Source organism: Marinobacter sp. R17 (assembly GCF_003789045.1).
Lineage (GTDB): Bacteria > Pseudomonadota > Gammaproteobacteria > Pseudomonadales > Oleiphilaceae > Marinobacter_A > Marinobacter_A mangrovi.
On record NZ_RHGZ01000015.1, the window covers coordinates 78,214 to 102,048 of the forward strand.

At 57.9% G+C, this 23,835-nt stretch carries 21 protein-coding genes; 18 read left to right on the top strand and 3 right to left on the bottom strand.

The window, feature by feature from the left end; genetic code table 11:
* Nucleotides 1-123: 123 nt before the first annotated feature.
* The 15 genes from urtA to EB809_RS12240 all read left to right on the top strand — a co-directional run bounded on the left by urtA (nt 124) and on the right by EB809_RS12240 (nt 15,887).
* Nucleotides 124-1,437, top strand: a complete 1,314-nt coding sequence (gene urtA, locus EB809_RS12170; protein WP_123635095.1) for an urea ABC transporter substrate-binding protein — start codon at nt 124-126, stop codon at nt 1,435-1,437.
* Between the two features lie 147 nt (nt 1,438-1,584).
* A complete protein-coding gene (gene urtB, locus EB809_RS12175; RefSeq protein ID WP_123635096.1) occupies nt 1,585-3,210 on the top strand; it encodes an urea ABC transporter permease subunit UrtB in 1,626 nt (541 codons plus the stop codon).
* A 3-nt stretch (nt 3,211-3,213) separates the two neighbouring features.
* Complete coding sequence (gene urtC / locus EB809_RS12180; protein WP_123635097.1) at nt 3,214-4,344, top strand: urea ABC transporter permease subunit UrtC; 1,131 nt, start codon at nt 3,214-3,216, stop codon at nt 4,342-4,344.
* Nucleotides 4,341-5,165 carry an urea ABC transporter ATP-binding protein UrtD gene (gene urtD, locus EB809_RS12185; protein WP_123635098.1) on the top strand — a complete coding sequence of 275 codons (825 nt, stop codon included), beginning with the start codon at nt 4,341-4,343 and terminating at the stop codon, nt 5,163-5,165. Before urtC ends, urtD begins: the two co-directional genes overlap by 4 nt.
* Nucleotides 5,165-5,863: an urea ABC transporter ATP-binding subunit UrtE gene (gene urtE, locus EB809_RS12190; RefSeq protein ID WP_123635099.1), complete on the top strand. Its 699-nt coding sequence runs from the start codon at nt 5,165-5,167 to the stop codon at nt 5,861-5,863. The genes urtD and urtE overlap by 1 nt, the downstream gene beginning before the upstream one ends.
* On the top strand, nt 5,860-6,780 hold the full coding sequence (locus tag EB809_RS12195; RefSeq protein ID WP_123635100.1) for an urease accessory protein UreD: 921 nt from the start codon (nt 5,860-5,862) through the stop codon (nt 6,778-6,780). The genes urtE and EB809_RS12195 overlap by 4 nt, the downstream gene beginning before the upstream one ends.
* A 1,046-nt stretch (nt 6,781-7,826) precedes the next feature.
* On the top strand, nt 7,827-8,129 hold the full coding sequence (ureA, locus tag EB809_RS12200) for an urease subunit gamma (protein WP_111494800.1): 303 nt from the start codon (nt 7,827-7,829) through the stop codon (nt 8,127-8,129).
* Nucleotides 8,130-8,284: 155 nt separating this feature from the next.
* Nucleotides 8,285-8,602: an urease subunit beta gene (locus EB809_RS12205; RefSeq protein ID WP_123635101.1), complete on the top strand. Its 318-nt coding sequence runs from the start codon at nt 8,285-8,287 to the stop codon at nt 8,600-8,602.
* 145 nt (nt 8,603-8,747) lie between these two features.
* A complete protein-coding gene (gene ureC / locus EB809_RS12210) occupies nt 8,748-10,451 on the top strand; it encodes an urease subunit alpha (RefSeq protein ID WP_123635102.1) in 1,704 nt (567 codons plus the stop codon).
* Between the two features lie 10 nt (nt 10,452-10,461).
* The gene (ureE, locus tag EB809_RS12215; protein ID WP_123635103.1) at nt 10,462-11,061 is read left to right on the top strand and encodes an urease accessory protein UreE; all 600 of its coding nucleotides are present in this window, start codon (nt 10,462-10,464) and stop codon (nt 11,059-11,061) included.
* Complete coding sequence (locus tag EB809_RS12220; RefSeq protein WP_123635104.1) at nt 11,051-11,740, top strand: urease accessory protein UreF; 690 nt, start codon at nt 11,051-11,053, stop codon at nt 11,738-11,740. The genes ureE and EB809_RS12220 overlap by 11 nt, the downstream gene beginning before the upstream one ends.
* A 174-nt stretch (nt 11,741-11,914) precedes the next feature.
* Nucleotides 11,915-12,553 (top strand): urease accessory protein UreG, encoded by a 639-nt coding sequence (gene ureG, locus EB809_RS12225; protein WP_123635105.1) that lies wholly within the window; start codon nt 11,915-11,917, stop codon nt 12,551-12,553.
* Nucleotides 12,554-12,601: 48 nt separating this feature from the next.
* Nucleotides 12,602-13,174: a HupE/UreJ family protein gene (locus EB809_RS12230; RefSeq protein ID WP_123635106.1), complete on the top strand. Its 573-nt coding sequence runs from the start codon at nt 12,602-12,604 to the stop codon at nt 13,172-13,174.
* Between the two features lie 383 nt (nt 13,175-13,557).
* Nucleotides 13,558-14,544, top strand: a complete 987-nt coding sequence (locus EB809_RS12235) for a nuclease-related domain-containing protein (protein WP_223807938.1) — start codon at nt 13,558-13,560, stop codon at nt 14,542-14,544.
* A gap of 101 nt (nt 14,545-14,645) precedes the next feature.
* Nucleotides 14,646-15,887, top strand: coding sequence for a protein NO VEIN domain-containing protein (locus EB809_RS12240; protein WP_123635107.1), 1,242 nt, complete (start codon nt 14,646-14,648; stop codon nt 15,885-15,887).
* A 60-nt stretch (nt 15,888-15,947) separates the two neighbouring features.
* On the opposite strand, the gene EB809_RS12245 is transcribed toward EB809_RS12240, so the two are convergent.
* The 3 genes from EB809_RS12245 to EB809_RS12255 form a co-directional block, all read right to left on the bottom strand.
* Nucleotides 15,948-18,626, bottom strand: coding sequence for a DNA methyltransferase (locus tag EB809_RS12245; RefSeq protein ID WP_123635108.1), 2,679 nt, complete (start codon nt 18,624-18,626; stop codon nt 15,948-15,950).
* Between the two features lie 218 nt (nt 18,627-18,844).
* Nucleotides 18,845-20,197, bottom strand: a complete 1,353-nt coding sequence (locus tag EB809_RS12250; RefSeq protein ID WP_223807939.1) for a hypothetical protein — start codon at nt 20,195-20,197, stop codon at nt 18,845-18,847.
* A 191-nt stretch (nt 20,198-20,388) separates the two neighbouring features.
* The gene (locus EB809_RS12255; protein ID WP_123635109.1) at nt 20,389-20,853 is read right to left on the bottom strand and encodes a lecithin retinol acyltransferase family protein; all 465 of its coding nucleotides are present in this window, start codon (nt 20,851-20,853) and stop codon (nt 20,389-20,391) included.
* A 150-nt stretch (nt 20,854-21,003) separates the two neighbouring features.
* Here EB809_RS12255 and EB809_RS21285 point away from each other — a divergent pair, with 150 nt between their 5' ends.
* From EB809_RS21285 to EB809_RS12270, 3 genes are all read left to right on the top strand, one after another.
* The gene (locus EB809_RS21285; RefSeq protein ID WP_223807948.1) at nt 21,004-21,348 is read left to right on the top strand and encodes a helix-turn-helix domain-containing protein; all 345 of its coding nucleotides are present in this window, start codon (nt 21,004-21,006) and stop codon (nt 21,346-21,348) included.
* Nucleotides 21,349-21,606: 258 nt separating this feature from the next.
* Nucleotides 21,607-22,389 (top strand): class II glutamine amidotransferase, encoded by a 783-nt coding sequence (locus tag EB809_RS12265; protein WP_123635110.1) that lies wholly within the window; start codon nt 21,607-21,609, stop codon nt 22,387-22,389.
* A gap of 181 nt (nt 22,390-22,570) precedes the next feature.
* A complete protein-coding gene (locus EB809_RS12270; protein ID WP_123635111.1) occupies nt 22,571-23,767 on the top strand; it encodes a hypothetical protein in 1,197 nt (398 codons plus the stop codon).
* Nucleotides 23,768-23,835: the final 68 nt, after the last annotated feature.

Here is a 23,835-nt window from a genome sequence, read left to right on the forward strand (position 1 = left end):
GCCTTGTATACTAGTTAACTTACTGAAATGTAATCGATAATTGGGTGCTGGAATGCTGGATGCACTGCCGTGGGATGCGTTTGAAGCATTGGAAAACCCAACCAGGATAAAAGGACGCATTCCATGAAAATCAAAAAGCAAATAACAGCAGGTTTATCTGCGCTGGCTCTTACTCTGACCGTTTCCGTTTCTGCCCCGGTGGCTGCGGCCGACGAAGGCCCGATCAAGATCGGTATCCTTCACTCCCTGTCCGGCACCATGGCCATCAGTGAATCCACCCTGAAAGACACCATGCTCATGCTCATCAAGGAGCAGAACGAGAAGGGCGGCCTGCTGGGTCGCAAGCTCGAGCCGGTGGTGGTGGATCCGGCCTCCAACTGGCCGCTGTTCGCCGAGAAGGCCCGCGAGCTGCTGGCCAAGGACAAAGTCGACGTCATCTTCGGTAACTGGACGTCCGTCTCCCGTAAATCCGTACTGCCGGTGGTCGAGGAACTGAACGGCCTGCTGTTCTACCCGGTCCAGTACGAAGGTGAAGAATCTTCCGAAAACGTGTTCTACACCGGTGCCGCGCCCAACCAGCAGGCGATCCCGGCGGTGAATTACCTGATGAACCAGGTCGGCGTGAAGCGCTGGGTCCTGGCGGGCACCGACTACGTCTACCCGCGCACCACCAACAAGATCCTCGAGGCGTACCTGAAGGATCACGGCGTGGCCGATGAGGACATCATGGTCAACTACACGCCGTTCGGTCACTCCAACTGGCAGTCCATCGTCTCCGACATCAAGACCTTCGGCAGCCAGGGCAAGAAAACCGCCGTGGTCTCCACCATCAACGGCGACGCCAACGTCCCGTTCTACCGCGAGCTGGCCAACCAGGGCATCAAGGCCGAGGACATCCCGGTCGTCGCTTTCTCCGTGGGTGAGCAGGAACTGTCCGGCATCGACACCGGCCCGCTGGTCGGTCACCTGGCCGCGTGGAACTACTTCATGAGCGTCGACACCGACGCCAACTACGACTTTATCGACAAGTGGGTCGCCTACACCGGCAAGGAAGACGCCGTGACCAACGACCCGATGGAAGCGCACTACATCGGCTTCAACATGTGGAAGGAAGCGGTCAAGAAGGCCGGCACCACCGACGTGGACGCGGTTAAGGACGCCATCATCGGAGTATCCGTACCGAACCTGACCGGCGGCTACGCCACCATGATGCCGAACCATCACATCACCAAGCCGGTGCTGATCGGCGAGATCCAGGACAACGGTCAGTTCTCCGTCGTCTGGCAGACCCCGTCCACCGTTGCGGGCGATGCGTGGTCGGATTACCTGCCGGGTTCGAAGGACCTGATCAGTGACTGGCGCAAGCCCCTGCACTGCGGCAACTACAACGTCGTCACCAAGTCCTGCGGTGGCAAGTCTGAAGTCGCTGCCGAGTAAGGCACCATCCGGTGCGGGTGTCCTTCGGGGCACCCGCCCACCTCAAGGCACAGGGCGGGCGTTTCCGAAAGGGACTGTCGTCGGGTTGTCACAGCCCTTTTTCGAAGCGTCGCCGCCTCAAGGATTCACATTGGATAGGACGCAACCATGAGCATCATCCGATCGCTCAAACAGCTGCTTATTGTCTGCCTGCTGTCGTTGCCGGTGCTGGGGCACGCCCAGGCCAACGACGAGCAGGCTCAGTCGTTACTGACCCAACTGGCGGACGCTTCCTACGCCCAGAAAGGGAAGATCGCCGGTGAGATCGCCCGCAGTGGCGACGAGCGGGCCCGGGGCTGGCTGGAAGCCTTCTCCGCCGGCAAGCTCGCGAAAATAGAACCTTCTAAAGGTGACGCTGAGGGCTCCGGCAAATTCGTCATCGTACTGTCCAACCGCGGCCGCAACTGGAAAGTCCAGGATGCCCTGACCGGCGACGACCTGGGGGAGATCTCCCGCCGCGATCTGGATACCATCCGCGTCAACAACTCCCTGCGCAGCGAGATCGACGGCATCCTCTCGGTCATCGACCTGACCGTGAACGACGCCGACAAGCGTCTGGAAGCGGCCCGGGGCCTGCGCGGCAACGTTGATGAGGCCATGGCCAAGAAGCTGACCGAGCTGATGGCCAGCGAGGAAGACGCCGACGTCAAGGCCACGCTGAACGAGGCGCTGGCGATCTACAAGGTGGAAGAGCAGGGCGACCTGAGTGCGGTGAAGACGCTCTCCGGCAGCCTCAACTCTGAAGCCCGCGCGGCCCTGAACAGCGCCACCTACAGCGACGACCCGGCCCTCAAGAAAGCGGCCGAGGACGCGCTGGCCTCCATCGAAACCAAACTCAAATGGAATCGCGCGGCCGAGACCCTGTACTTCGGCCTGTCGCTCGGTTCCGTGCTGGTGCTGGCGGCCATCGGCCTGGCCATCACCTTCGGCGTCATGGGCGTGATCAACATGGCCCACGGCGAGCTGATCATGCTCGGCGCCTACACCACCTGGGGCATGCAGCAGATGCTGCCGGGCCAGCCGGGACTGGCGCTGGTCCTCTCCATTCCGGCCGGCTTCCTGGTCTCTGCGCTGGCGGGCGTGGCCATCGAACGCAGCGTCATCCAGTTCCTGAAGGGCCGCCCGCTGGAAACCCTGCTGGCCACCTTCGGCATCAGCCTGGTGCTGCAGCAACTGGTGCGGACCGTCATTTCCCCGCTCAACCGCACGGTGGTCACGCCGGACTGGATGAGCGGCTCCATCATGGTGAACGAGGCCCTGTCCCTGACGCTGAACCGGCTCTACATCATCGGCTTCGCGCTGGTCGTGTTCGTCGGCCTGATGCTGATCATGCGCAAGACCCGCCTGGGTCTCGAAGTGCGCGCCGTCACCCAGAACCGCGCCATGGCCCGCTCCATGGGCATCAAGGCCACCAAGGTGGACATCATGACCTTCGCACTCGGCTCCGGCGTCGCCGGGCTGGCGGGCGTGGCCCTGTCGCAGATCACCAACGTCGGTCCCAACCTGGGCCAGAACTACATCATCGACTCCTTCATGGTCGTGGTGTTCGGCGGCGTCGGGAACCTGTGGGGCACGCTGGTGGCCGGTCTGTCGCTGGGCACCATCAACCAGTTGCTGGAACCTTGGGCGGGCGCCGTCCTGGCCAAGATCCTGGTGCTGGTCTTCATCATCCTGTTCATTCAAAAGCGCCCGAGGGGACTCTTCCCCCAGAAAGGCCGCGCTGCGGAGGGTTGAGGCATGTGGTTAACGAAACCCTTTAATGAGCGGTCTACCCAGATCTTCCTGGGCGTGCTGTTCCTGGCCGTTATGGCCGTTTCCGTCCTGCATCTGGTGATGCCGGAAGGCAGCGCCCTGTACGTGAGTTCCTACACCGTCACCCTGCTGGGCAAGTATCTGTGCTACGCGCTGCTGGCGGTGGCCGTCGATCTGGTCTGGGGCTACCTCGGTATCCTCAGCCTGGGCCACGGCGCCTTCTTTGCCCTGGGCGGCTACGCCATGGGCATGTACCTGATGCGCCAGATCGGCGATCGCGGCGTCTACGGCGACCCGACCCTGCCGGACTTCATGGTGTTCCTGAACTGGGACTCGCTGCCCTGGTACTGGTACGGCTTCGACATGGCCTGGTTCGCCTTCATCATGGTGCTGCTGGCCCCGGGCCTGCTGGCGCTGGTGTTCGGCTTCCTCGCCTTCCGCTCGCGGGTGACCGGCGTGTACCTGTCGATCATCACCCAGGCGCTGACCTTCGCCCTGATGCTGGCCTTCTTCCGCAACGAGATGGGCTTCGGCGGCAACAACGGGCTGACCGACTTCAAGGACATTCTCGGCTTCGACCTGCGCACCGACGCCGCCCGCCTCGGCTTGTTCATCGCCACCGGCATCGCGCTGGCGGTGGGCTACGTGATCTGTCGCGCCATCGTCACCTCCAAGCTGGGCCGCGTCAGCGTGGCCTGCCGGGACGCCGAGGCGCGCACGCGGTTCCTCGGCTATCGGGTGGAGCGGGTGCAGCTGTTCGTGTTCGTGGTCTCCGCCATGCTGGCGGGTGTGGCCGGAGCGCTCTATGTGCCGCAGGTGGGCATCATCAACCCCAGCGAATTCTCGCCGCTGTTCTCGATTGAGATCGTGGTGTGGGTGGCCCTCGGCGGCCGCGCGACGCTCTACGGGGCGGTCATCGGCGCGATCATCATCAACTACGCCAAGACCGTGTTCACCGGCATCCTACCGGACGCGTGGCTGTTCGCCCTGGGCGCGTTGTTCGTGCTGGTCACCGTGTTCCTGCCCAAGGGCATCGCCGGCCTGCTGCCGGGCCTGAAGAAGAAAACGGATGATGAATCCGAAGCACCCACCAGCGGCAAGGAGGCCACCGCATGAGCATCATGAGCGAGCTGACCCACCGCGACCGGGTCTTTGATTTCCTGACCCCGACGGCGTCCCCGGTGGACGTCCGTCACGGGCCGATCCTCTACCTGGAAGACGTCACCGTCAGCTTCGACGGCTTCCGGGCCATCAACAACCTGAACCTGACCATCGACGACGGTGAACTGCGCTGCATCATCGGTCCCAACGGCGCGGGCAAGACCACGATGATGGACATCATCACCGGCAAGACCCGCCCGGACATGGGCTCGGTCTGGTTCGGCAGCCGTCACAACCTGCTGACGATGAACGAGCCGGACATCGCCAGCCTCGGCATCGGCCGCAAGTTCCAGAAGCCCACCGTGTTCGAGGCCCTGACCGTGTTCGAAAACCTCGAGCTGGCCATGGCCACCGACAAGCGGGTGCTGCCGACCCTGACCGCCCGACTCACCGGCGAGGCCAAGGCCCGCATCGACGAAGTGTTGACCACCATCGGCCTCACCGACCTGCGCCACCGCGAGGCGGGCATCCTTTCCCACGGCCAGAAACAGTGGCTGGAGATCGGCATGCTGCTGATGCAGAAGCCGCGCCTGCTGCTGGTGGACGAACCCGTCGCCGGCATGACCGAACAGGAAATGGAGCGCACCGCCGAACTGCTCACCAGCCTGGCGGGCAAGCAGTCCGTGGTCGTCGTCGAGCACGACATGGGCTTCGTCCGCTCCATCGCCCGCACCGTCACCGTCCTGCACCAGGGCAGCGTGCTGGCGGAAGGTTCCATGGACGACGTGTCCAACGATCCCAAGGTGATCGAAGTCTATCTGGGGGAGGGCGCCTGATGCTCAAGATCGAAAAACTCAACCAGTTCTACGGCGAGAGCCACACCCTCTGGGACCTCGACCTGGACGTGCCCCAGGGCCAGTGCACCTGTGTCATGGGCCGCAACGGCGTGGGCAAGACCACCCTGATGAAATGCGTCATGGGCGAGGAAAGCGTCAAGGACGGCAGCATCCTGTTCGCCGGCGACGTGGAATTGACCCAACGCAAGATCGAGGACCGCTCCCGTCTGGGCATCGGCTATGTTCCTCAGGGGCGGCAGATTTTTCCGCTGCTGACCGTCGAGGAAAACCTGCGCACCGGCCTGGCCGTGCGGCAGGACGGCAGCAAGACCATCCCGGAACGGGTCTATGAGCTGTTCCCGGTGCTCAGGGAAATGAAAAACCGCCGCGGCGGCGACCTCTCCGGCGGCCAGCAACAGCAGTTGGCCATCGGCCGCGCGCTGGTGATCGAGCCGCGCCTGCTGATCCTCGATGAACCGGGCGAGGGTATCCAGCCCAACATCGTCGCCCAGATCGGCGAGGTCATTCGCAAGCTGATCGAGGAGGACGGTCTGACCGTGTTGCTGGTGGAACAGAAACTGCCGTTTGCCCGCAAGTACGCCGACCGTTTCGCCATCATGGACCGGGGCCGTCATGTGGCTGACGGCGAGATCGCCGAGCTGTCCGACGCACTCATCAAGCAGCACCTGACCGTATGACGATTTTTGCACCCCTGAACACGCCGCTGCCCAACGACCGCGAGTCCGCCAACGACTCGGGCCACCGCTTCGATACCGGGCGGCGCTGGGCGGCGTCCATCGAACTGGGTTTCGAGGCCCGGCGCGAGTCGCTGCAGCGCATCACCCGACTGGTCCGCCGCCGCCACTACGGCCCGCTGCGGGTCCAGAAGCCGTTCTACCCGGAAGGCCGTGACGGCTGCTGCCACGTGTACCTGCTGCATCCGCCGGGCGGACTGGTAAGCGGCGACGCGCTGTCCATCACCGCCTCCCTGGCGGAAGGCGCGCACGCGCTGCTGACCACCCCGGCCGCCGCCAAGCTCTACAAGGCCGACAGCCACGGCGTCGCCTGGGCGCAGCACACGCAGCTGAACGTGGCCGACGGAGCCACCCTGGAATGGCTCCCCCAGGAAACCCTCGCCTTCGACGGCTCCCGGGGCGAACAGACCACCACCATCGACCTCACCGGATCGGCCCGCTGCATCGGCTGGGAAGTGCTGGCCCTCGGCCGCCCGGTGGGGGATTTGCCGTTCGTCAGCGGCCATCTGGAACAACGCTTCCGCCTGACCCGCGACGGTCGCCCCCTGTGGATCGAACGCCAGCCCATGGACCCGACGCATCCCCGGTTCAAAGGCCATTGGGGGCAGGGCGGCAGCACCGTCCAGGCCACGCTGTGGGCGGTGGGTTTAGAGGATGAAAACGAAGCCATCGACGCCCTGCGCGAGCAGATCACCGCGTCCCCGAGATGGGCGGTCACCCGCCGCCGGGGCGTGTTGCTGCTGCGCTACATCGGCCACGAACGCAACGAAGCCTGGGCCATTTGCCAGCTGGCCTGGGAAATCCTGAGACCGAGATTGACGGGTCAGGAAGCTCATATACCGAGAATCTGGATGACCTAGGAACGTAGGTTGGGCTGACGCAGGAAGCCCAACAATAGGCAGGCACCGGACGTTCCCGTTATCGAGGACGGGCCTGGAGCCTGGCTTGACGATCATTGGATTGGACGAGATTGGCCGCTAACCCGGTCTGTCGGGCTTCCTGCGTCAGCCCAACCTACGAGCTGGGCCATTTGCCAGCAGGCCTGGGAGATCCTGAGGCCGAGATTGACGAGGCAGGAAGCTCATATACCGAGAATCTGGATGACCTAGGAACGTAGGTTGGGCTGACGCAGGAAGCCCAACAATAAGCAGGCACCGGGCGTTCCCGTTATCGAGGGCGGGCCTGGAGCCTGGCTTGACGATCATTGGATTGGATGAGATTGGCCGCTAACCCGGTCTGTTGGGCTTCCTGCGTCAGCCCAACCTACGAGCTACCAGACACTCGAATGGCACAAGGCTGAAGACATGCATCCCCTCTCCCCTTGAGGGAGAGGGCCAGGGAGAGGGGTAGGCGCCAAAGGCGCCTGATAGAGATTCGGAGTTAACCGCTCCCCCCTCTCCCCAACCCCTCTCCCTCCAGGGGCGAGGGGCTAACGACCCGAGACCGATAGCTCGGGGATAACAGGAGGGGATGTCGGTTGGGTGGCGCAGGCATGAGAAAGGCAAGAGGTTGAACAGATGCATTCCCTCTCCCCTTGAGGGAGAGGGTCAGGGAGAGGGGTAGGCGCCAAAGGCGCCCGATAGAGATTCGGAGTCAAACGCTCCCCCCCCTCTCCCCAACCCCCGCTCCGCGCCCCGGCCCATTGCCGGAGGCAACGGGCGTTCCGGCGGGCGAAGCGTTGCTTCGCTTGATCCGCCTTCACCCCACCAGGGGCGAGGGGCTAACGACCCGAGACCGATAGCTCGGGGAGAACAGGAAGCACGATCCAATGTAGCCGACGCTTCAGCTTCGGAGGCGTCGCCAGACGCCCGGCCAACATCCGGCGGCCCCATGGCCCGCTCCGAAGCTAAAGCGTCGGCTACACCAGAAAAGACATAAGAACATCGCAAACAACGGAGTTACGACGATGGAGCTCACCCCCAGAGACAAAGACAAGCTGATGCTGTTCACCGCAGCACTGCTCGCCGAGCGCCGCAAGGCCAAGGGCCTCAAGCTCAACTACCCGGAATCCGTGGCCCTGATCAGCGCCGAAATCCTCGAGGGCGCCCGCGAAGGCCGCACCGTCGCCGAACTCATGAGCCTGGGCACCGAAGTGCTGACCCGGGACGACGTGATGGAAGGCGTCGCGGAAATGGTCGACGAAGTGCAGGTCGAAGCCACCTTTCCGGACGGCACCAAACTAGTCACCGTCCACAACCCAATCGTCTGAAGGCCGATGAGAAGCTACCTGCGTTGCCATTGCGGCGTTAAAAGAAGACTCAAAATGCTCATTTATTCGCACATAAACTGCGCTTTTTCGCCTTCTTTTGCCTTGCACTGGCAGCCTCGCCAACGCTTCTCACCGGCCTTTACAGGAGGCTTTTTATGATTCCCGGCGAATACCACATCAAGGACGGCGACATCGAACTCTGTGCCGGCCGCGAGCGCATCACCGTCGAGGTGGGCAACACCGGCGACCGCCCGGTGCAGATCGGCTCCCACTACCACTTTGCCGAAGCCAACCCGGCGCTCACCTTCGACCGCAATAAGGCCACCGGCTACCGGCTGGACATCGCCGCCGGCACCGCGATCCGCTTCGAACCGGGCCAGACCCGCGAAGTCACCCTGATTCCCTACGCGGGCAAGCGCGAGATCTACGGCTTCCGGGGTGAGGTCATGGGCAAGGTCGACGATAAGGCATGAGCTTTAGAGACGGGCGGGCAGTGGTGATCGGGACCGTCGGCAGCAGGGATGCTGCCGTCGAGCGTCCAGGGATGGACTTGCAGCGTGTCCCGAGCACCACTGACCGCACGGCTCCGGCACAAGTTTCAAGGATATGAGGCAGACAATGAAAATCAGCAGACAAGCCTACGCCGACATGTACGGCCCCACCGTGGGCGACCGCGTGCGGCTCGGGGACACCGAACTCTGGATCGAGGTCGAGAAGGACCACACCCACTACGGCGACGAGGTTAAATTCGGCGGCGGCAAAGTCATCCGTGACGGCATGGGCCAGAGCCAGCGCTGCGACGACGCGGTCATGGACACCGTCATCACCAACGCCCTGATCCTCGACTGGTGGGGCGTCGTCAAAGCGGACGTTGGCCTCCAGAAAGGCCGCATCGCCGCCATCGGCAAGGCGGGCAACCCGGACACCCAGCCGGACGTCGAGATCTTCATCGGCCCGGGCACTGAAATCATCGCCGGGGAGGGCAAGATCCTCACCGCCGGCGGCATCGACCCGCACATCCACTTCATCTGCCCGCAGCAGGTGGAAGAGGCCCTGATGAGCGGCATCACCACCATGCTCGGCGGCGGCACCGGGCCGGCCACCGGCACCAACGCCACCACCTGCACGCCGGGGCCGTGGCACATCGGCAAGATGCTGCAGGCAGTGGACACGCTGCCCATGAACATCGGCTTCCTCGGCAAGGGCAACGCCTCCCTGCCGGAAGCGCTGGAAATTCAGGTGGAAGCAGGCGTGATCGGTCTCAAGCTGCACGAAGACTGGGGCACCACCCCGGCCGCCATCGACAACTGCCTGACCGTCGCCGACAAGTACGACGTGCAGGTGGCCATCCACACCGACACCCTGAACGAATCCGGCTTCGTCGAAGACACCCTGGCCGCGTTCAAGGACCGCTGCATCCACACCTTCCACACGGAAGGGGCGGGCGGCGGCCACGCGCCGGACATCATCACCGCATGCTCGAAAGCCAACGTGCTGCCGTCGTCCACCAACCCGACGCGGCCCTACACGGTGAACACCATCGACGAGCACCTGGACATGCTGATGGTCTGCCACCACCTGGATCCGAACATCCCGGAAGACGTGGCCTTCGCCGACTCCCGCATCCGCCGCGAGACCATCGCCGCCGAGGACATCCTCCACGACATGGGCGTGATCTCCATGATCTCCTCCGACTCCCAGGCCATGGGCCGGGTGGGCGAGGTCATCTGCCGCACCTGGCAGACCGCCCACAAGATGAAAGTCCAGCGCGGCCTGCTGCCGGAAGACCAGGAACTGGGCGCCGACAACTTCCGCGCCAAGCGCTACATCGCCAAGTACACCATCAACTCCGCCATCACCCACGGCATCGCGCACGACGTGGGCTCGGTGGAAGTGGGCAAGCTGGCGGACCTCGTGCTGTGGAGCCCGGCCTTCTTCGGCGTGAAGCCCGCCACCATTATCAAGGGCGGCATGATCGCCGCGGCGCCGATGGGCGACCCGAACGCCTCCATCCCCACGCCGCAGCCGGTGCACTACCGCCCCATGTTCGGCGCCTACGGCAAGGCCGCCAGTGCCACCCGCCTGACCTTCGTCAGCCAGGCCGCACTGGACGCCGGCATCGACAAGGCGCTGGGGCTGGACAGTCCGCTGTCGGCCTGCAAAGGCGTACGCCAGGTGCGCAAGAGCGACATGAAACTCAACGACGCCTGCCCGACGCTGACCGTCGACCCGCAGACCTACGAGGTCCACGCCGACGGCGAGCTGCTCACCTGCGAGCCGGCCACCGAGCTGCCGCTGGCCCAGCGTTATCACCTGTTCTGAGGACGCCCGCATGATTGAACTGACACAACGCATCGCCCCGGTCGAGTCGGCGGAAATCTTCGACAGCCTGACCCTGCCGTTCGAGCTGCGCATCCGCGGCCGCCTGCGGGCCACCACGGACAACGGCACCGACGTGGGCCTGTTCCTGGATCGCGGCCCGGTGCTGCGGGACGGCGACTGCCTGCAATCCGCCGGCGGCGAAGTGGTCCGCATCCGCGCCGCCGACGAGCCGGTGGTCACCGCCCAGATCCCCGCGGGCCTGCCGCTGGCGCGCCTGTGTTACCACCTGGGCAACCGCCACGTGCAGCTGGCCATCGGCACGATTGATGAGACGCTCGATGGGGGCTCTGGGCAGTCCGGCTGGGTCCGCTTCCCGCCGGACCACGTGCTGGAAGAGCTGGCCGAACGCCTCGGCGCCACCCTGAAGCACCATCAGGCCCCGTTTGATCCCGAGCCGGGCGCCTATTCCCAGGCGGGGCACTCGCACGGTCACTGTCATGGCCATGGGCATAGCCATAGCCACGGAGAGAGTCACGGCCATTCGCACGATCACGACCACGGTCACGATCACCCGCACAGCCACGGACACGGGAGCGATCATGTCCACTGAGGCATCGCCCATGGCGGATCTCAGCCTGCTCGGCCTGCTGCAACTGGTCAGCCCGGCGCTGCCCATCGGGGCCTTTGCCTGGTCCCAGGGGCTGGAAAGCGCTTTCGAGCTGGACTGGGTGCGCAATGAGGCCGACCTGGGCCAGTGGCTGGCGGGCGTGCTGGACGACGGCCTGACCCGCTGCGAACTGCCCGTGCTGGCACGCCAGCAACAGGCCTGGGCCGACGGCGACACCGCGACCCTGGCGCAGTGGAACGACTGGCTCCACGCCACCCGGGAAACCGCCGAACTGAGCGACGAGGACATCCGCCTGGGCTCGGCGCTCACGCGCCTGCTCACCAGCCTGGCGCTGATGCCGGAAGACGGCCAGATGCCCCACGAGCCGGGCTACGTCACCGTCTTCGCCTGGGCCGCGCACCAGCGCAGCGTGCCCGTGCGCCAGACCCTGCTCGGCTTCGCCTGGGCGTGGCTGGAAAACCAGCTCGCCGTGGCCTGCAAGGCGCTGCCGCTGGGGCACACCGCCGCCCAGCGGCTGACCGAACACCTGCGCCCGGCACTGGTAAATGCCGTGGATAACGCTCTGGTGCTGGAGGATGACGAGCTGGGCCCGATTCTGCCGGGTTTGGCACTCGCGTCCGCACACCACGAAACACAGTATTCGAGATTGTTCAGAAGTTAGGAGGACTTCGACTGAGGTGCGCAGACAGGCACCCAGCTTCCGGGACGCGCTGTACATACGTCCCTGTACGCTACCCACAGCATCCCTGCTGTGGGATGTCCCGGAAGCTGAATGCCTGACTGCTTCGACGCCCGGTGGAGGCCTTTGAAAACAAACAACGATGAGGAACACACCATGAAACATTGTCTGCGAGTCGGGGTCGGTGGCCCTGTCGGTTCCGGTAAAACCGCCCTGCTGCGCCAGCTCTGCCTGGCCCTGCGCGACCACTACAACATCGCCGTGGTCACCAACGATATTTACACCCGGGAAGACGCCGATTTCCTGCTGCGCCACGAAGCCCTGGAAGCCGACCGCATCCTCGGCGTGGAAACCGGTGGCTGCCCGCACACCGCCATCCGCGAGGATGCCTCCATGAACCTGGCGGCCATCGACGACCTCCAGTCCCGCCACCCGGACCTGGAACTGGTGCTGGTGGAATCCGGCGGCGACAACCTCTCCGCCACCTTCAGCCCGGAACTGTCGGACCTCACCCTGTACGTCATCGACGTCTCCGCCGGCGACAAGATCCCCCGCAAGGGCGGGCCGGGCATCACCAAGTCCGACCTGCTGATCATCAACAAGATCGACATCGCCGAACAGGTCCACGCCTCGCTGGAGGTGATGGATCGGGATTCCAAAAAGATGCGCGGCGAGCGGCCGTTCGTGTTCACCAACCTGTATGACGGGATAGGGCTGGAGACGATCATCAGCTTCATCCTGGAACGCGGAATGCTTCCGGAACGTCGCCCAGAGAACATTGAAGCCAGCGCCTGAGACCGGCCCAAACCAAACGAATTGGATTGCAGTTAAACGGAGATAACCATGACACGACTCACCAAAACCCTGCTCACCGCCGGCCTCATGCTGACCGCCACCGCCGCTTCCGCCCACCCGGGCCACGGCCAGGGCGGCTTCACCAGCGGCCTGCTGCACCCCATGCTGGGCCTCGACCACCTGCTGGCCATGGCCGCCATCGGCTTCTGGAGCATGCGCCAGAGCGGCTGGATGAAACGCGGCACGCCGCTGTTCATGATCGGCGGCATGTTCCTGGGTGCGGGACTGGCCTTCGCAGGCCTGAACATCCCCGGCGTCGAAACCGGCATCGCGCTGTCCGTCATGCTGGCGGGCGTACTGATCGCCACACTGGCGAAGCTGCCAACGGCTGTGGGTGGATCGCTGGTGGCGGCGTTTATGGTGTTCCACGGCTTCGCACACGCGGCTGAAATGCCGGCCGGGTCGCATTTCCTGGCTTACATGGCGGGCTTTGGCATCGCGACGCTGGCGATTGCGTTTGCAGGTCGTGGCCTTGGTGCATTGCTGATGAAGACCGACAACCGTGTGTCACAAGCAATTGGCGCAGCCCTGGCAGCAACTGGAGCCTTCCTGGTAGCTTGAGGTTAGCCTAAAAAGCCTCTCTCCCCTTGTGGGGTGGAGGCGGATAGACACGAAGCACCGCTTCGTCCGCCGGAACGCCCATTGCCTCAGGCAATGGGCCGGGGCGCGGAGCGGAGGTTTGGAGAGAGGGGGAGCAGGCGCCAGCCTGCCCATGAATCCCCAAGTAAAAGGGCGCGAGCTACCCAACTCGCACCCATTCTTTTTGCCCCAAATCAATTCCCCGGAACTCGTTCCTCACAAAACCTGCAGCAATAAGCTACCCTTCCAGAATCATTCAATTAGCTCCCAACCTTGTTTCACATCATTTTTAAGACGTGAGCGCCAAAGGTGTTTTAGGGTGAAACAGACGAGGCACGGAGTGCCCACTGTCTGAGGATAAAAAAATGGACTTTGCTCCCGTCTTACAACCGTTAATCCACGCCCTCTGGTACCTCATCCCGCTGGCCATCCTCGGCGGTATTATTAAGTCGCCACAGTTCAAAGGCTGGGTCGGCGAAAGCCTGGTTAACCTCTCGGCACGCCTGTTTCTCGACAAGAACACCTACCACCTGATCCGCAACGTCACCCTGCCCACCGAAGACGGCACCACCCAGATCGATCACATCATCGTCTCGCCCTACGGCGTGTTCGTGGTGGAAACCAAGAACATGAAAGGGTGGATCTTCGGCAGTGCCAAACAGCGGTACTGGACGCAGAAGATCTACAAGCATTCGCAGAAATTTCAGAACCCGCTGCATCAGAACTACAAGCATGTGAAAACGATCCAGGCACTGCTGGGGCTGGGCGATGCGCAGGTGCATTCGGTGGTGGTGTTTGTGGGGGATGCGACGTTTAAGACGAAGATGCCTGCAAATGTGACGCGGGGCGGTGGGTATTTGCGTTTCATCAAATCATATCCGGATTGGATACTGACGGCGGAACAGGTTAAAAGCGTATTGGAGACGATTGCTTCTGGCCGATTGGCGTCTTCGTTGAAGACTTATCGCGAACATTTGAGGCATGTTCAGCGTCTCGTAACACAGAAGAATGGCACGACGGACTTCGGTGGAGTCACTCCTGAGGACAGGTTGGTTCAAAGGAAAAGACCATCGCGGAGTCGTTGGATAATCAAGCCCATTCAGGCTTCCCAGCCCTCGGAAGCGACATATTCGGAGTTGCCGAAAGTAATAAGCAGTGCTTGCCAAGCGGGGGTTGCTGCTGAGCGTGCATTTTCGCGTCAGTACGTGGAGGTGGAGGGACTCGGAAAATGGCGGTCAGAGCGGCGCTTGGTGGAATGTATTAATCATAGGGTGCGGGCGGAAACTCAGTCCCGTGCAGGGTATTTTGGCCTTAAGTCAGTTCAACGACGTTATCAACTTGATGTTTTCTGATGACAGTTAAGACATAGTTCTGTTCCGGTTTTTCGCAGAATTTCAATAACTTCATTCATTAAATAATCAAATTCGAGCACTATAGAAAAGAGGGTTTAAATATGAGTTTGGACGTTTTAAGGAATAAATTGGTTCAACGATTTGATGAATTCGACCGAGGAGACCGTGGCTGGTTTGCTATAACTCGAGTACATGTCTCATCGTCTTGGTTAAAGGCGATAGCTGAATATATAGAGTATCGTAGCATGGGGAATCCCATAGAATTTGACGAACGGGATTATCAGCAGTTAGCGACCATTATAGAAACCGATAATGATAACCCTGGTCAGCAGCTTCGCCGCCATCATCTGTTGGTGATGGATAAGCCACTTCGTCTTTTGCGACGCGAGAACGGCCAAAGTTGGCAAGTTATTTCTCTAACTGAAAGAGGAAGGGCTCTCGCTTTAGCAGATGATCCAGCTGAGGTTTTGGAGGAAGCACTCACAGAGATTCGCTTCGCCGTTGAACCATGGTCACCGACTAGTCGAGTTGAGCAATATAGTGAATTCGACGTCCAGATCTATGAAGCTACAAAGCGAGTTCTAGAACGGACAGATGGATATATTGACCGCAACGAGTTCGATTTCTTCGTATCGAGAATTAAAAGGATGTCTGAAGTTAATTGGGCCTCCAGAGCTATTTCTCAATATCGAGAATTATCCGAGGAACAACAGCAGACCTTGCATGAATTGGTTCGGGATAGAATTCCGGGAGACAAGGCATATTACAATTGGCGCGATGTAGCGCTACATACATTTTCGCTTTTCTCTCTTGGCACAAGCATGGTTCGAAATAGGACTCATCTTTTTCTAACTTCCCGTTGGGCTGACGATTTCTTGATTAGTACTCGTTCTGGAGTTTCAAAGATCAGGATCCCCGATCCCGCTAGCTCAGAACATTTACTTGTTCCTCCCGCCGCGCCAGCAAGTAATGATGGGTCTGATGCAGAAAGTTTTGTGGCAAAGGTCTTTCGCTCGCAAGGTTGGACTGTGGCGTTTTATACAAATCGTCGGGGTTTCGGTTTCGATCTATGGGCGAGAAAAGAGGATAAGGCGATGGTGATAGAAGTTAAAAGTAGCGTAGGAGATCTTGGTTCAGTGAATTTGACCTCTGTTGAATATCAAGCTGCAATTGAGCATGGTGAGAACTTTGCCTTAGCATTGGTTGAGAACTTGGAATCTGAGGATCCAAATCTTTCGATAATTATGAACCCGATTAGCAGCCTAAAGATCGTCGAGCGCCAAGAAGCTACATACTCAATTTCTCGAGTTGAATGGTTAAGGGTGTTGAGTGGGGAAGTCTGAAGATGGGGGGGTATCTCCAGACTGTACCCATATTTTGGCAAGCTTTAAATGAGATGCTAATTAAGTTTTTTCAAATAGCAAGTATTGGTGATGTGTAACTGTCCCCTTGTCACGGATTCCGTGGCTTTCACAATGTTCAACGCTTTCTGAAAACCAATCCTCAAAATGCAGAAAGCGTTCGCCAATTTGTTGAAGTGCTGCAGCCATATCGCATTTAGTGCTTTTCCCAACATGAATCGCAAACAAGCCACCACGCTTGAGACGCTGTTGCGCTTGCCTAAATATGTTTTCATATATCGCAAAGCTTTTCTTTTGACGTTCGTCAACGAAATCCGCAGGGCGAGTTAGAAAATCTTCTGCCTCCCAACCGGAAAACCAGAGTCGCATCCAGTTTGCTGTGTGAAAGCGGGTACTATCGAAGAATGGAGGTGAAGTAATAATCGCATCGAGCTCGTCGACGGAATCTGGCCAGACTTTTGTCACGTCCTGATAGAATGATTCACCATACGTTGTGGGTATATCTTCCGCCGCAGATATGCAGCGGTTTACTTTTTGGCGGAGGCGTTCAATTAAGCTGCGATATTCCGCTTCGCCCGTAGGAGAAAATGGTGTAATTGGGTGTGAACGTCGGCTAAGTGCATAGGGGCGATTGCCATGAAGAATATGCAGCATAGAAGCGAACACTATAGCGGATGAGCCTGACTTGGGCTTGTTTTGAAGGAAATAGTCGCGGGCAATAAGAATCTCTTGAAGAGTATCCTCGTGAAAATACGATTCAAGCGCTCCGTTGAAGCGGATCGCCTCAATGTTTCTTGTTGAGCGTTTTTTATTTTTTTCACTTTCGATCAGCGATTCCAACTTATCGAGAAGGAGTTCGACGCTTTCCCAGTTAATTTTCTCTAGCTTGGCGCGAGATATAGCAACAGCAGCGGGACTGATGTCGAAGCCAAAAGCTGTATGTCCACGCAATCTAGCTTCGAACGGAATTGTTCCTACACCGGAAAAGGTATCTAGTACTCTTCCTCCACTTTCAGGCATCAGAGCGTCAATAAGTGAGCGTGCGATCGCAGGCTTGAGCTTCCCTTGGTAAGAGCACATCGAATGCCAGGAATGCCCCCAGTTTCGACGAGCCATCAAGCCTTGTTGATGAGGAAGCGTTGTCTTAAATTTCTTCCAACCGTCGAACCGAGCTGAGGTGTCGGATAGAGCAGGGTTAATTGACTGGGAAGCAGTCTCATATTTAAATACTTGCAATGTTTGGCTTAAAGGTCGCCCGTCGCGCGATTGACGTTCTCTTAGAGTTATTGTTTCGTTCAGCTTGAAGCGAGTGCCCTCTAACATTTCGGCGAGTATGTTTTGTGTTGGAACGTGAACACCACTGTAGACAGAGTCGCCCAAATCAATTGCTATGATTCCCCCTTCTTTAAGAAGCTTTGGTAGATTCGAGAGTACATCATGCATGTCATAAAAATAGTTCTCGACCATTGCAGGGATGCGCGAGTCGTAAGCAACTTCATTTAACGTGTTTACTGTTTGTTCGAGCAAGGGCGAGTGGAATCGCGCTTCGATTTTTCGTGCTTCGATGAGCTTGCCTTTGGTGACATCATTGATTCCACTTGTGATTGCTGCATCACGGTACTTACGTAGATCAGCTTTAGTGGCGAGATGGCGTAGGAACCAAAGTTCGATCTTTGTGTTGCGGAAGTAGTTAGTACCATTGAGGTAGGGCGGCGACGTGATTATGGCATCAACTTTTGTCGACAATGCCGTATGGATTGAGCGCGCGTCATCTGCTACAAACTGTGTGCGGCCGGGAGCAGCAATCGCATCGATTAGATCGCTAGCAATAAGGTTTAGGCTAGATGAGAGCTCTTCAAAAAAACTCGGTATTCCTTTCGAAAGCTCCTTGTCATTCATAAAACGTAGATCGCCTCGGCGAACTAAGAATGAGCACGGTACTAAGCAGCGCAACACGCCGACGACAAAAAAACGGCCCAAGACTGGGTCATCTTTTTCAAATCGATCGGCAAGGCTTCTTGCCTGCAAAACAGCTTCATAGGATTCTTCAGAAAAGTAAGGGCGGTCTCCAAAGGCTGTCGAAAATACAACGCGCAAACTCTCGTCGGACTTAGTTCTGCTTATTATGAGTCTTGCATTTTCGGCGATTTCGTGAAGTCGAGAGGCAATGCGATGGCGCTCTTTTGTACTGAGAGTTAGAGCAAGAGCTTTGGCTTCAATCACATACTGACAGGCGGGATTGACCTCTGAGTAATACCCAACTCCGCCGCGCATTGCAGCGACCAGTGCTGTTGTGCCTGAACCACAAAATGGATCAAGAATATCTCGGGCATCTGGAGAGAAGGTTTCTATGATTTTCGAAACAAACTCTGGAGAGTACCCTTCTAAGTATGGGTACCATTCGTGAAGCGGACTCCCGCGCCCACCGCGGAATGTTGATTGAATTTGGAAGAATGCATCATCCTTCTTCGGTTCCAAAAGGGCTCGTTTACGGAGGAGGTCGCGGACATATGCCGTCACATGTCGGTTCGCTTTGGCCGCGGCTAACTCAATATCCACATACTGATCGTGTCCAATGAGGCGTCGAACAGTGTGGCTGCTAAGCGGTTTCACAAAATCAAAAAGCTGCCTGTCTTCTTGAGAGAAAGGAACTGTCAGGCCAGATTTGGTCTTTCCGGAGGATGGGTAATCGGAGAAATAAATAGTCTTTGATGTCTGCATTAGTTACCCCTAGTTTTCAGAAGAGTGTAACTACCATAATCAGGCCTGGCAAGTCGAGAAAAAGAATTGGGCGGTAAATGGGGGTAACCCCCCCCCGAAAAAATGATGGCGGCGGGGTCAGAGTGCATAGTTAGTGATCAACTCTGACTCCATAGCCTCGTAGACAGAAAACCGAGTCTGATCGTTTTTCCGCCACTGATCATTGAAGCAGCAGAGCTTCACTCTGCTGCTTCCGATTCATAATTTTCCTCATCTTGCTCTTTAGCAGACTGCCTCTTTTCGATCTTCGGAGGCGGCGGTGTCCAGGCCTTCAACCACTGGCCGGCTTCTTGATAGAAATGCGGCACCGCCTTCTCAAGCTCTTCAACGAATACCTTTCGCCCACTGAACTTCCCTGCCAAGTCGACCTCATACACCACTTCGAATGTTGTGGCGGTGGTGTTTGATGTTTCGGATTCGATGAGTTCTGGGGCTTCTCGAAGATCCTTTAACGGCTGGTATGTGGCTTCGGCTTTCCCTGGGCGAGTTGCCCTAATGAAGAATCCAGCCGCATTGGTCTTCTTGAGCTGGCGCAGCAGCCAGTTAGCTCTCGCTTTTGTACTCTGTTTGTCTTTAGGGGCGGCGAGTCGCATGGAGCAATAGATCATCCGCCGTTGGAGATCGGCGGTCACTTCGAGATCCGCAGCGGTGTTGATGATGCTGAGTGCACATTGGAGAGAGGGGGCTTTGCTGAAAGCTTCTGCGTCATCTTTAACGCGCTTTGCAGGATCAAGGCGGTGATCGTTCTTCAGTTTTAGCGAGACATCGCTACCGGTAAGTCGAGACATGATTAGGCACAAATCACGCTGCTCCTGATGCCAGGCCGCGATGGTGTTTTGTACTTCGTCGCTCGTTTTGGCCAGCGAGGCGTTGCTTTTGACCTTGTTGACCACGTCCTTCCACTCTGCATTCATTTGATCGAAGTGGCTGATGCCGGAGCGATCGCTCTCGAAGTAACGCTGGATTTCGTTGAGGATGAAAATCTGATCCTCGTCTTCAACGCCATCGTTTTTCAGGAGCAGGGCGCATTGGGTTCTCACAAAGGCCCAGGACCAGTGGAACAGACTGACCGATTTCGTGGCGTTCTTCGGTAATGAGACCGGGTGATGCGTTGGCAGGGCAGAGAACTGGTTGGTGATGGTAATAACGGCGTCGATTTTGTGAGCCTTCGCCTGCTGAAGATATCGAGATATTTGCTCTTCAGTAACGGACTCGTTCCCGATCTTCGCCTCAATGAGCGCTCGCCATTCCTTCTTGCCGGTTCTGAGAATCAGAAGCCCGTCGGGTCGATCTTTAGGTTTGGGCGCTTTTTTGTCAGCGCTCTCGAAGACGACTTCGGTCCACGCCTCCAGCGTTGCCCGAGACCCAACTCGAATGCCAATCGACTTCAGTAGAGCTTGCCGGAGTTCGTAGACGGCTCGCATGCCCGCCAGCAGCACGGATGCAGATTTTTGTTCTCTTGCACTATCAGCAACGATGGGGATGAGACGGGCGGGTTCACCGCTTGCTAGGAATTCGGGACGGTCAGACACAGCGCGCTCCTTTTTGTTATTGATACCTTCCTAGTGTGTAGCCTAGTACGGCATTTGAGCGTTTGCTTGGGTTTTGAGCTGTTCAGTGAAAAGGATGTAAAACCGCGAAATGAGGTTTCTCCTGCTTCTAGGAGGATAAAAGCCTCAAAGTTCTGAACTGTTGAGGCTTAATTGATGGCCAGACCCCGAGGTTACTTACCAACGGCATAGGTCGTTGCTGCAACGGCCGCAGTCGCGGCGACCAGTGTCCAGAACCAGTTCCCGTCGGTGGCTTTATACGTAAAGTAAGCAGCGGTTGGAGCAGTGATGCCGCAGGCCGCAATTTGATGGCTCTTGGGCTCCAATCCAGCTACTCGACGAGCAAATGCTTCACAGTTTGAGCTGAACAAACAGTACTTCAACTTGCCGATGTGTTGCCGTGCTCTGAGAACAATGATTTCGGGGGGCAGCATTGATTGGAAAGAAGCTCTGGATACCGGCTTGTTTCCAACTGCTTCATTCCAAGTGCGTTCTTGGACTAAACCCTTCGCAGCGGAGTTGTCAATAACCATCGGTGCACCAGTCTCGTCATACCTATCCGACACGATACCGTAGTGTGTGTAGGTTGAATGTCGAACGGCGATGATAGAGCCCGGTTTGTGCGAATTTTGAGTCATGTTTTTTTACCTTTTTTGCTGTAAAATATGCCTATTAAGTTAATACGCGCCAATTTTATAAAAATGCCTCACAGGCAAAGATGCCTGTGAGGTTAGGTCGATTGTGTATCAATTGGAGGTTACGTGCAAGCAGGATCTACATACGCGGCTGTGGTCGGCGCAGTAATTGGGAAACTTAGGTCCGAACGAGCAATTGGTCAGGGCGATTTAGCGGCTGCTGTGGGGGTGGGGCAGCCAGCTTGGTCACGTATAGAAAAGGGAGGCAGTGCATTGACGGTTGACCAGTTGGCTAGGGCGGCAGCTGCGTTGAACTGTTCACCTTCTGATGTCCTCCAAATGGCCGACAAAACTGTCTTGGAGATGAAGAGTCAAAACTTCCAAGTTTCCTATGATAAACCGAAGAGAGGATCTCCGGAGAAAGACAATACCGGCCTCCTGCTCTTGGGAGGAGCTGCGCTCGCTGCTTTGATAATTGCCGCAAATAAGAACAGTTAACGGATAACCGGGACAGATCTATTTTCGTTGCCGCCACCTTTGGTATTGCTCAGAGGCCCGCCGACGAGCGCAACGCCCATTCTCTGTTCTACATGGCTGATCGTGGCCCGTACCCCGGCAAGCGCGCACAACCCAACGGCGTGGGCGGCCCGGCTGGAAACACCTCGCCGCCGCCCGGGCAAATTCGGGCTGGCCGGGCCCGCTAAATCCGGTACCCTTGAGGCATCAACCATTCCCCGCCAGGGACGACGTCGAGCCATGTGCGAACTGCTGGCCATGAGCGCCAACACCCCCACCGACCTGTGTTTCAGTTTCACCGGCCTGACCCGTCGTGGCGGGGCCACCGGTCCCCACAAGGACGGCTGGGGTGTGGCCTTTTACGAAGGGAAGGGCGTTCGGGCCTTCCACGATGTGGATGCCAGTGCCAATTCCCGCATCGCCGAGGTGGTCCAGACCAGCCCGATCAAGAGTGAGGTGGCCATTTGCCACATCCGCCAGGCCAATGTGGGGGAGATCTGTCTCGCCAACACGCACCCGTTTATCCGCGAACTCTGGGGGCGGTACTGGGTTTGTGCCCATAATGGCCAGATTACGGGCTTCCGACCGGCGCCGGGTTACTACGAGCCGGTCGGCAGCACCGACAGTGAAGCGCTGTTCTGCGATATTCTGAATGACCTTCGACGCGACTGCGACCGTGACACCGCCACCGAGGTGATTGTCGGCCGGCTGGTGGAACGGGCCCGGGGTTATGCCCGTCAGGGGGTGTTCAACCTCCTGCTCAGCAACGGGGACTGGCTCTTTACGTTCTGCAGCACCAAGATGGCGAGCATCACCCGCCGCGCGCCCTTCGGCCCCGCGCGACTGAAAGACGCCGATGTCATCGTCGATTTCGAGTCGGAAACCACCCCTGACGACGTGGTCAGTGTGATTGTGACCGAGCCCCTGACCACGGATGAGATCTGGGACATCTACCGGCCCGGTGAGTGGCGCCTCTGGCGCCAGGGCGAAGTCATCATGCAGGGAAGCGCAGGCCCCAACTAAAAGAGCGCCTGTGCATCGGCGGAGAATGATTTACGAATTAGCAGCGAGAATTTGCCTGAATTTTTGGAGGGTATGGACATAGACTTCAGGTACCATGACCAAGAAAATTTATGGATGAGCTTGTGCCCTTCTAAATTTGTAAAATTCCAAATTATTAGTTTTCCAGAACAAGGATCGTTCGATGCAGACATATGCAAGCACAGCTTGGTGCGGCGATAGACCTTTCAGTTGTGAATTTGCAGTTAGGCCTCCTCACGAAGAACGTTTGCCGGTTCCGGGTAAAGCCTGGCGGGTTACCAAAACGCTTCTCATGATTCTTCTAATCGCTGCACTGGTTGCCAGCATCATCCTCTTTGGTATGGCTGCGTTCGGTTCAGGTCTGAGGCTTTCTGTGATGATTGAAGACCCGCTATTTTCGGCGCTCTACGTGCTAATTGCCGCCATCGTCATGGTTGATGTTGTCGTCAGAATTGACGACAAAAAACAGAGCCAGTTACAGGCTAACGGGTTTCAGAGGCGTGCCAGTCATCGCCTTAAGTCGGAAGCAGCGAGATTGGAAATTCTTGATTTCGAGTGCCGGCCTAGCTCTAGATCTGCTTTGTTGTTTTTTCGTAGTGGTGATGTTAGGCCAAGCAAATGGCGAAAGTATATCAGTGGATTGTCCAACTTTAAGGGCGTGAAGTGGGATGAGGAGGAGCTCGCATATTTCTCACCTTCTTCCTTCCAAGGGAAGATGACTGGAGTACTATTCGTATGTTGGCCGATTATTGTTTTGGGTTGGCCGATCATCGTCCTGCATTTATTTTATCTCGATGTGGATGACATTAACGTTATCGGTTATGCCATTTTCTTTCTTCTGAGCGGAGGAGGGGTTTTTCATTCATTAATTTTCAAGAAACACTATCATGATCATGGTGGCACTAAGAAATTCGCGCTGAATCGGCGAACGGGACTGGTTACTTTATATGAGAGCGGTGAAGAGGTTTTTTGTCATCGATTCATTGATTTTAACTGCTATTTTAAACAAGAGTATTTCGGTGGCCGAACTGGGTGGGTGAGAAGTTTACATATGGCTTATCGAAATGAAGATTATCCCTATGACCATGTCGTGAATTTGGCGACATTCGTGAGCAATACGTCGGCCCGTGCCTATTTGGAGGTTTGGGAGATCATCAAGTGCTACATGAATACAGCGCTTCCACTTCCGGAGTCTCTGTTTCTGGCCTCAAGAAGACCGTTTGATCCCACGACCGCCGCTTACGATTCAGAGCATGAGACTTCCCCGCTCGTCACTTCAAATATGAGTGATAGCGAGTTTCAGCACCTTCTCCGTAAAGTTGATGATGTAGATAATGAATGTCGTCAGACCGCATATTAATTGACTAGTCTGACGCCTAGTTCCGCTACATTAGAATCCAGAATCCGCGCAAATGATAAAGGTGTCAG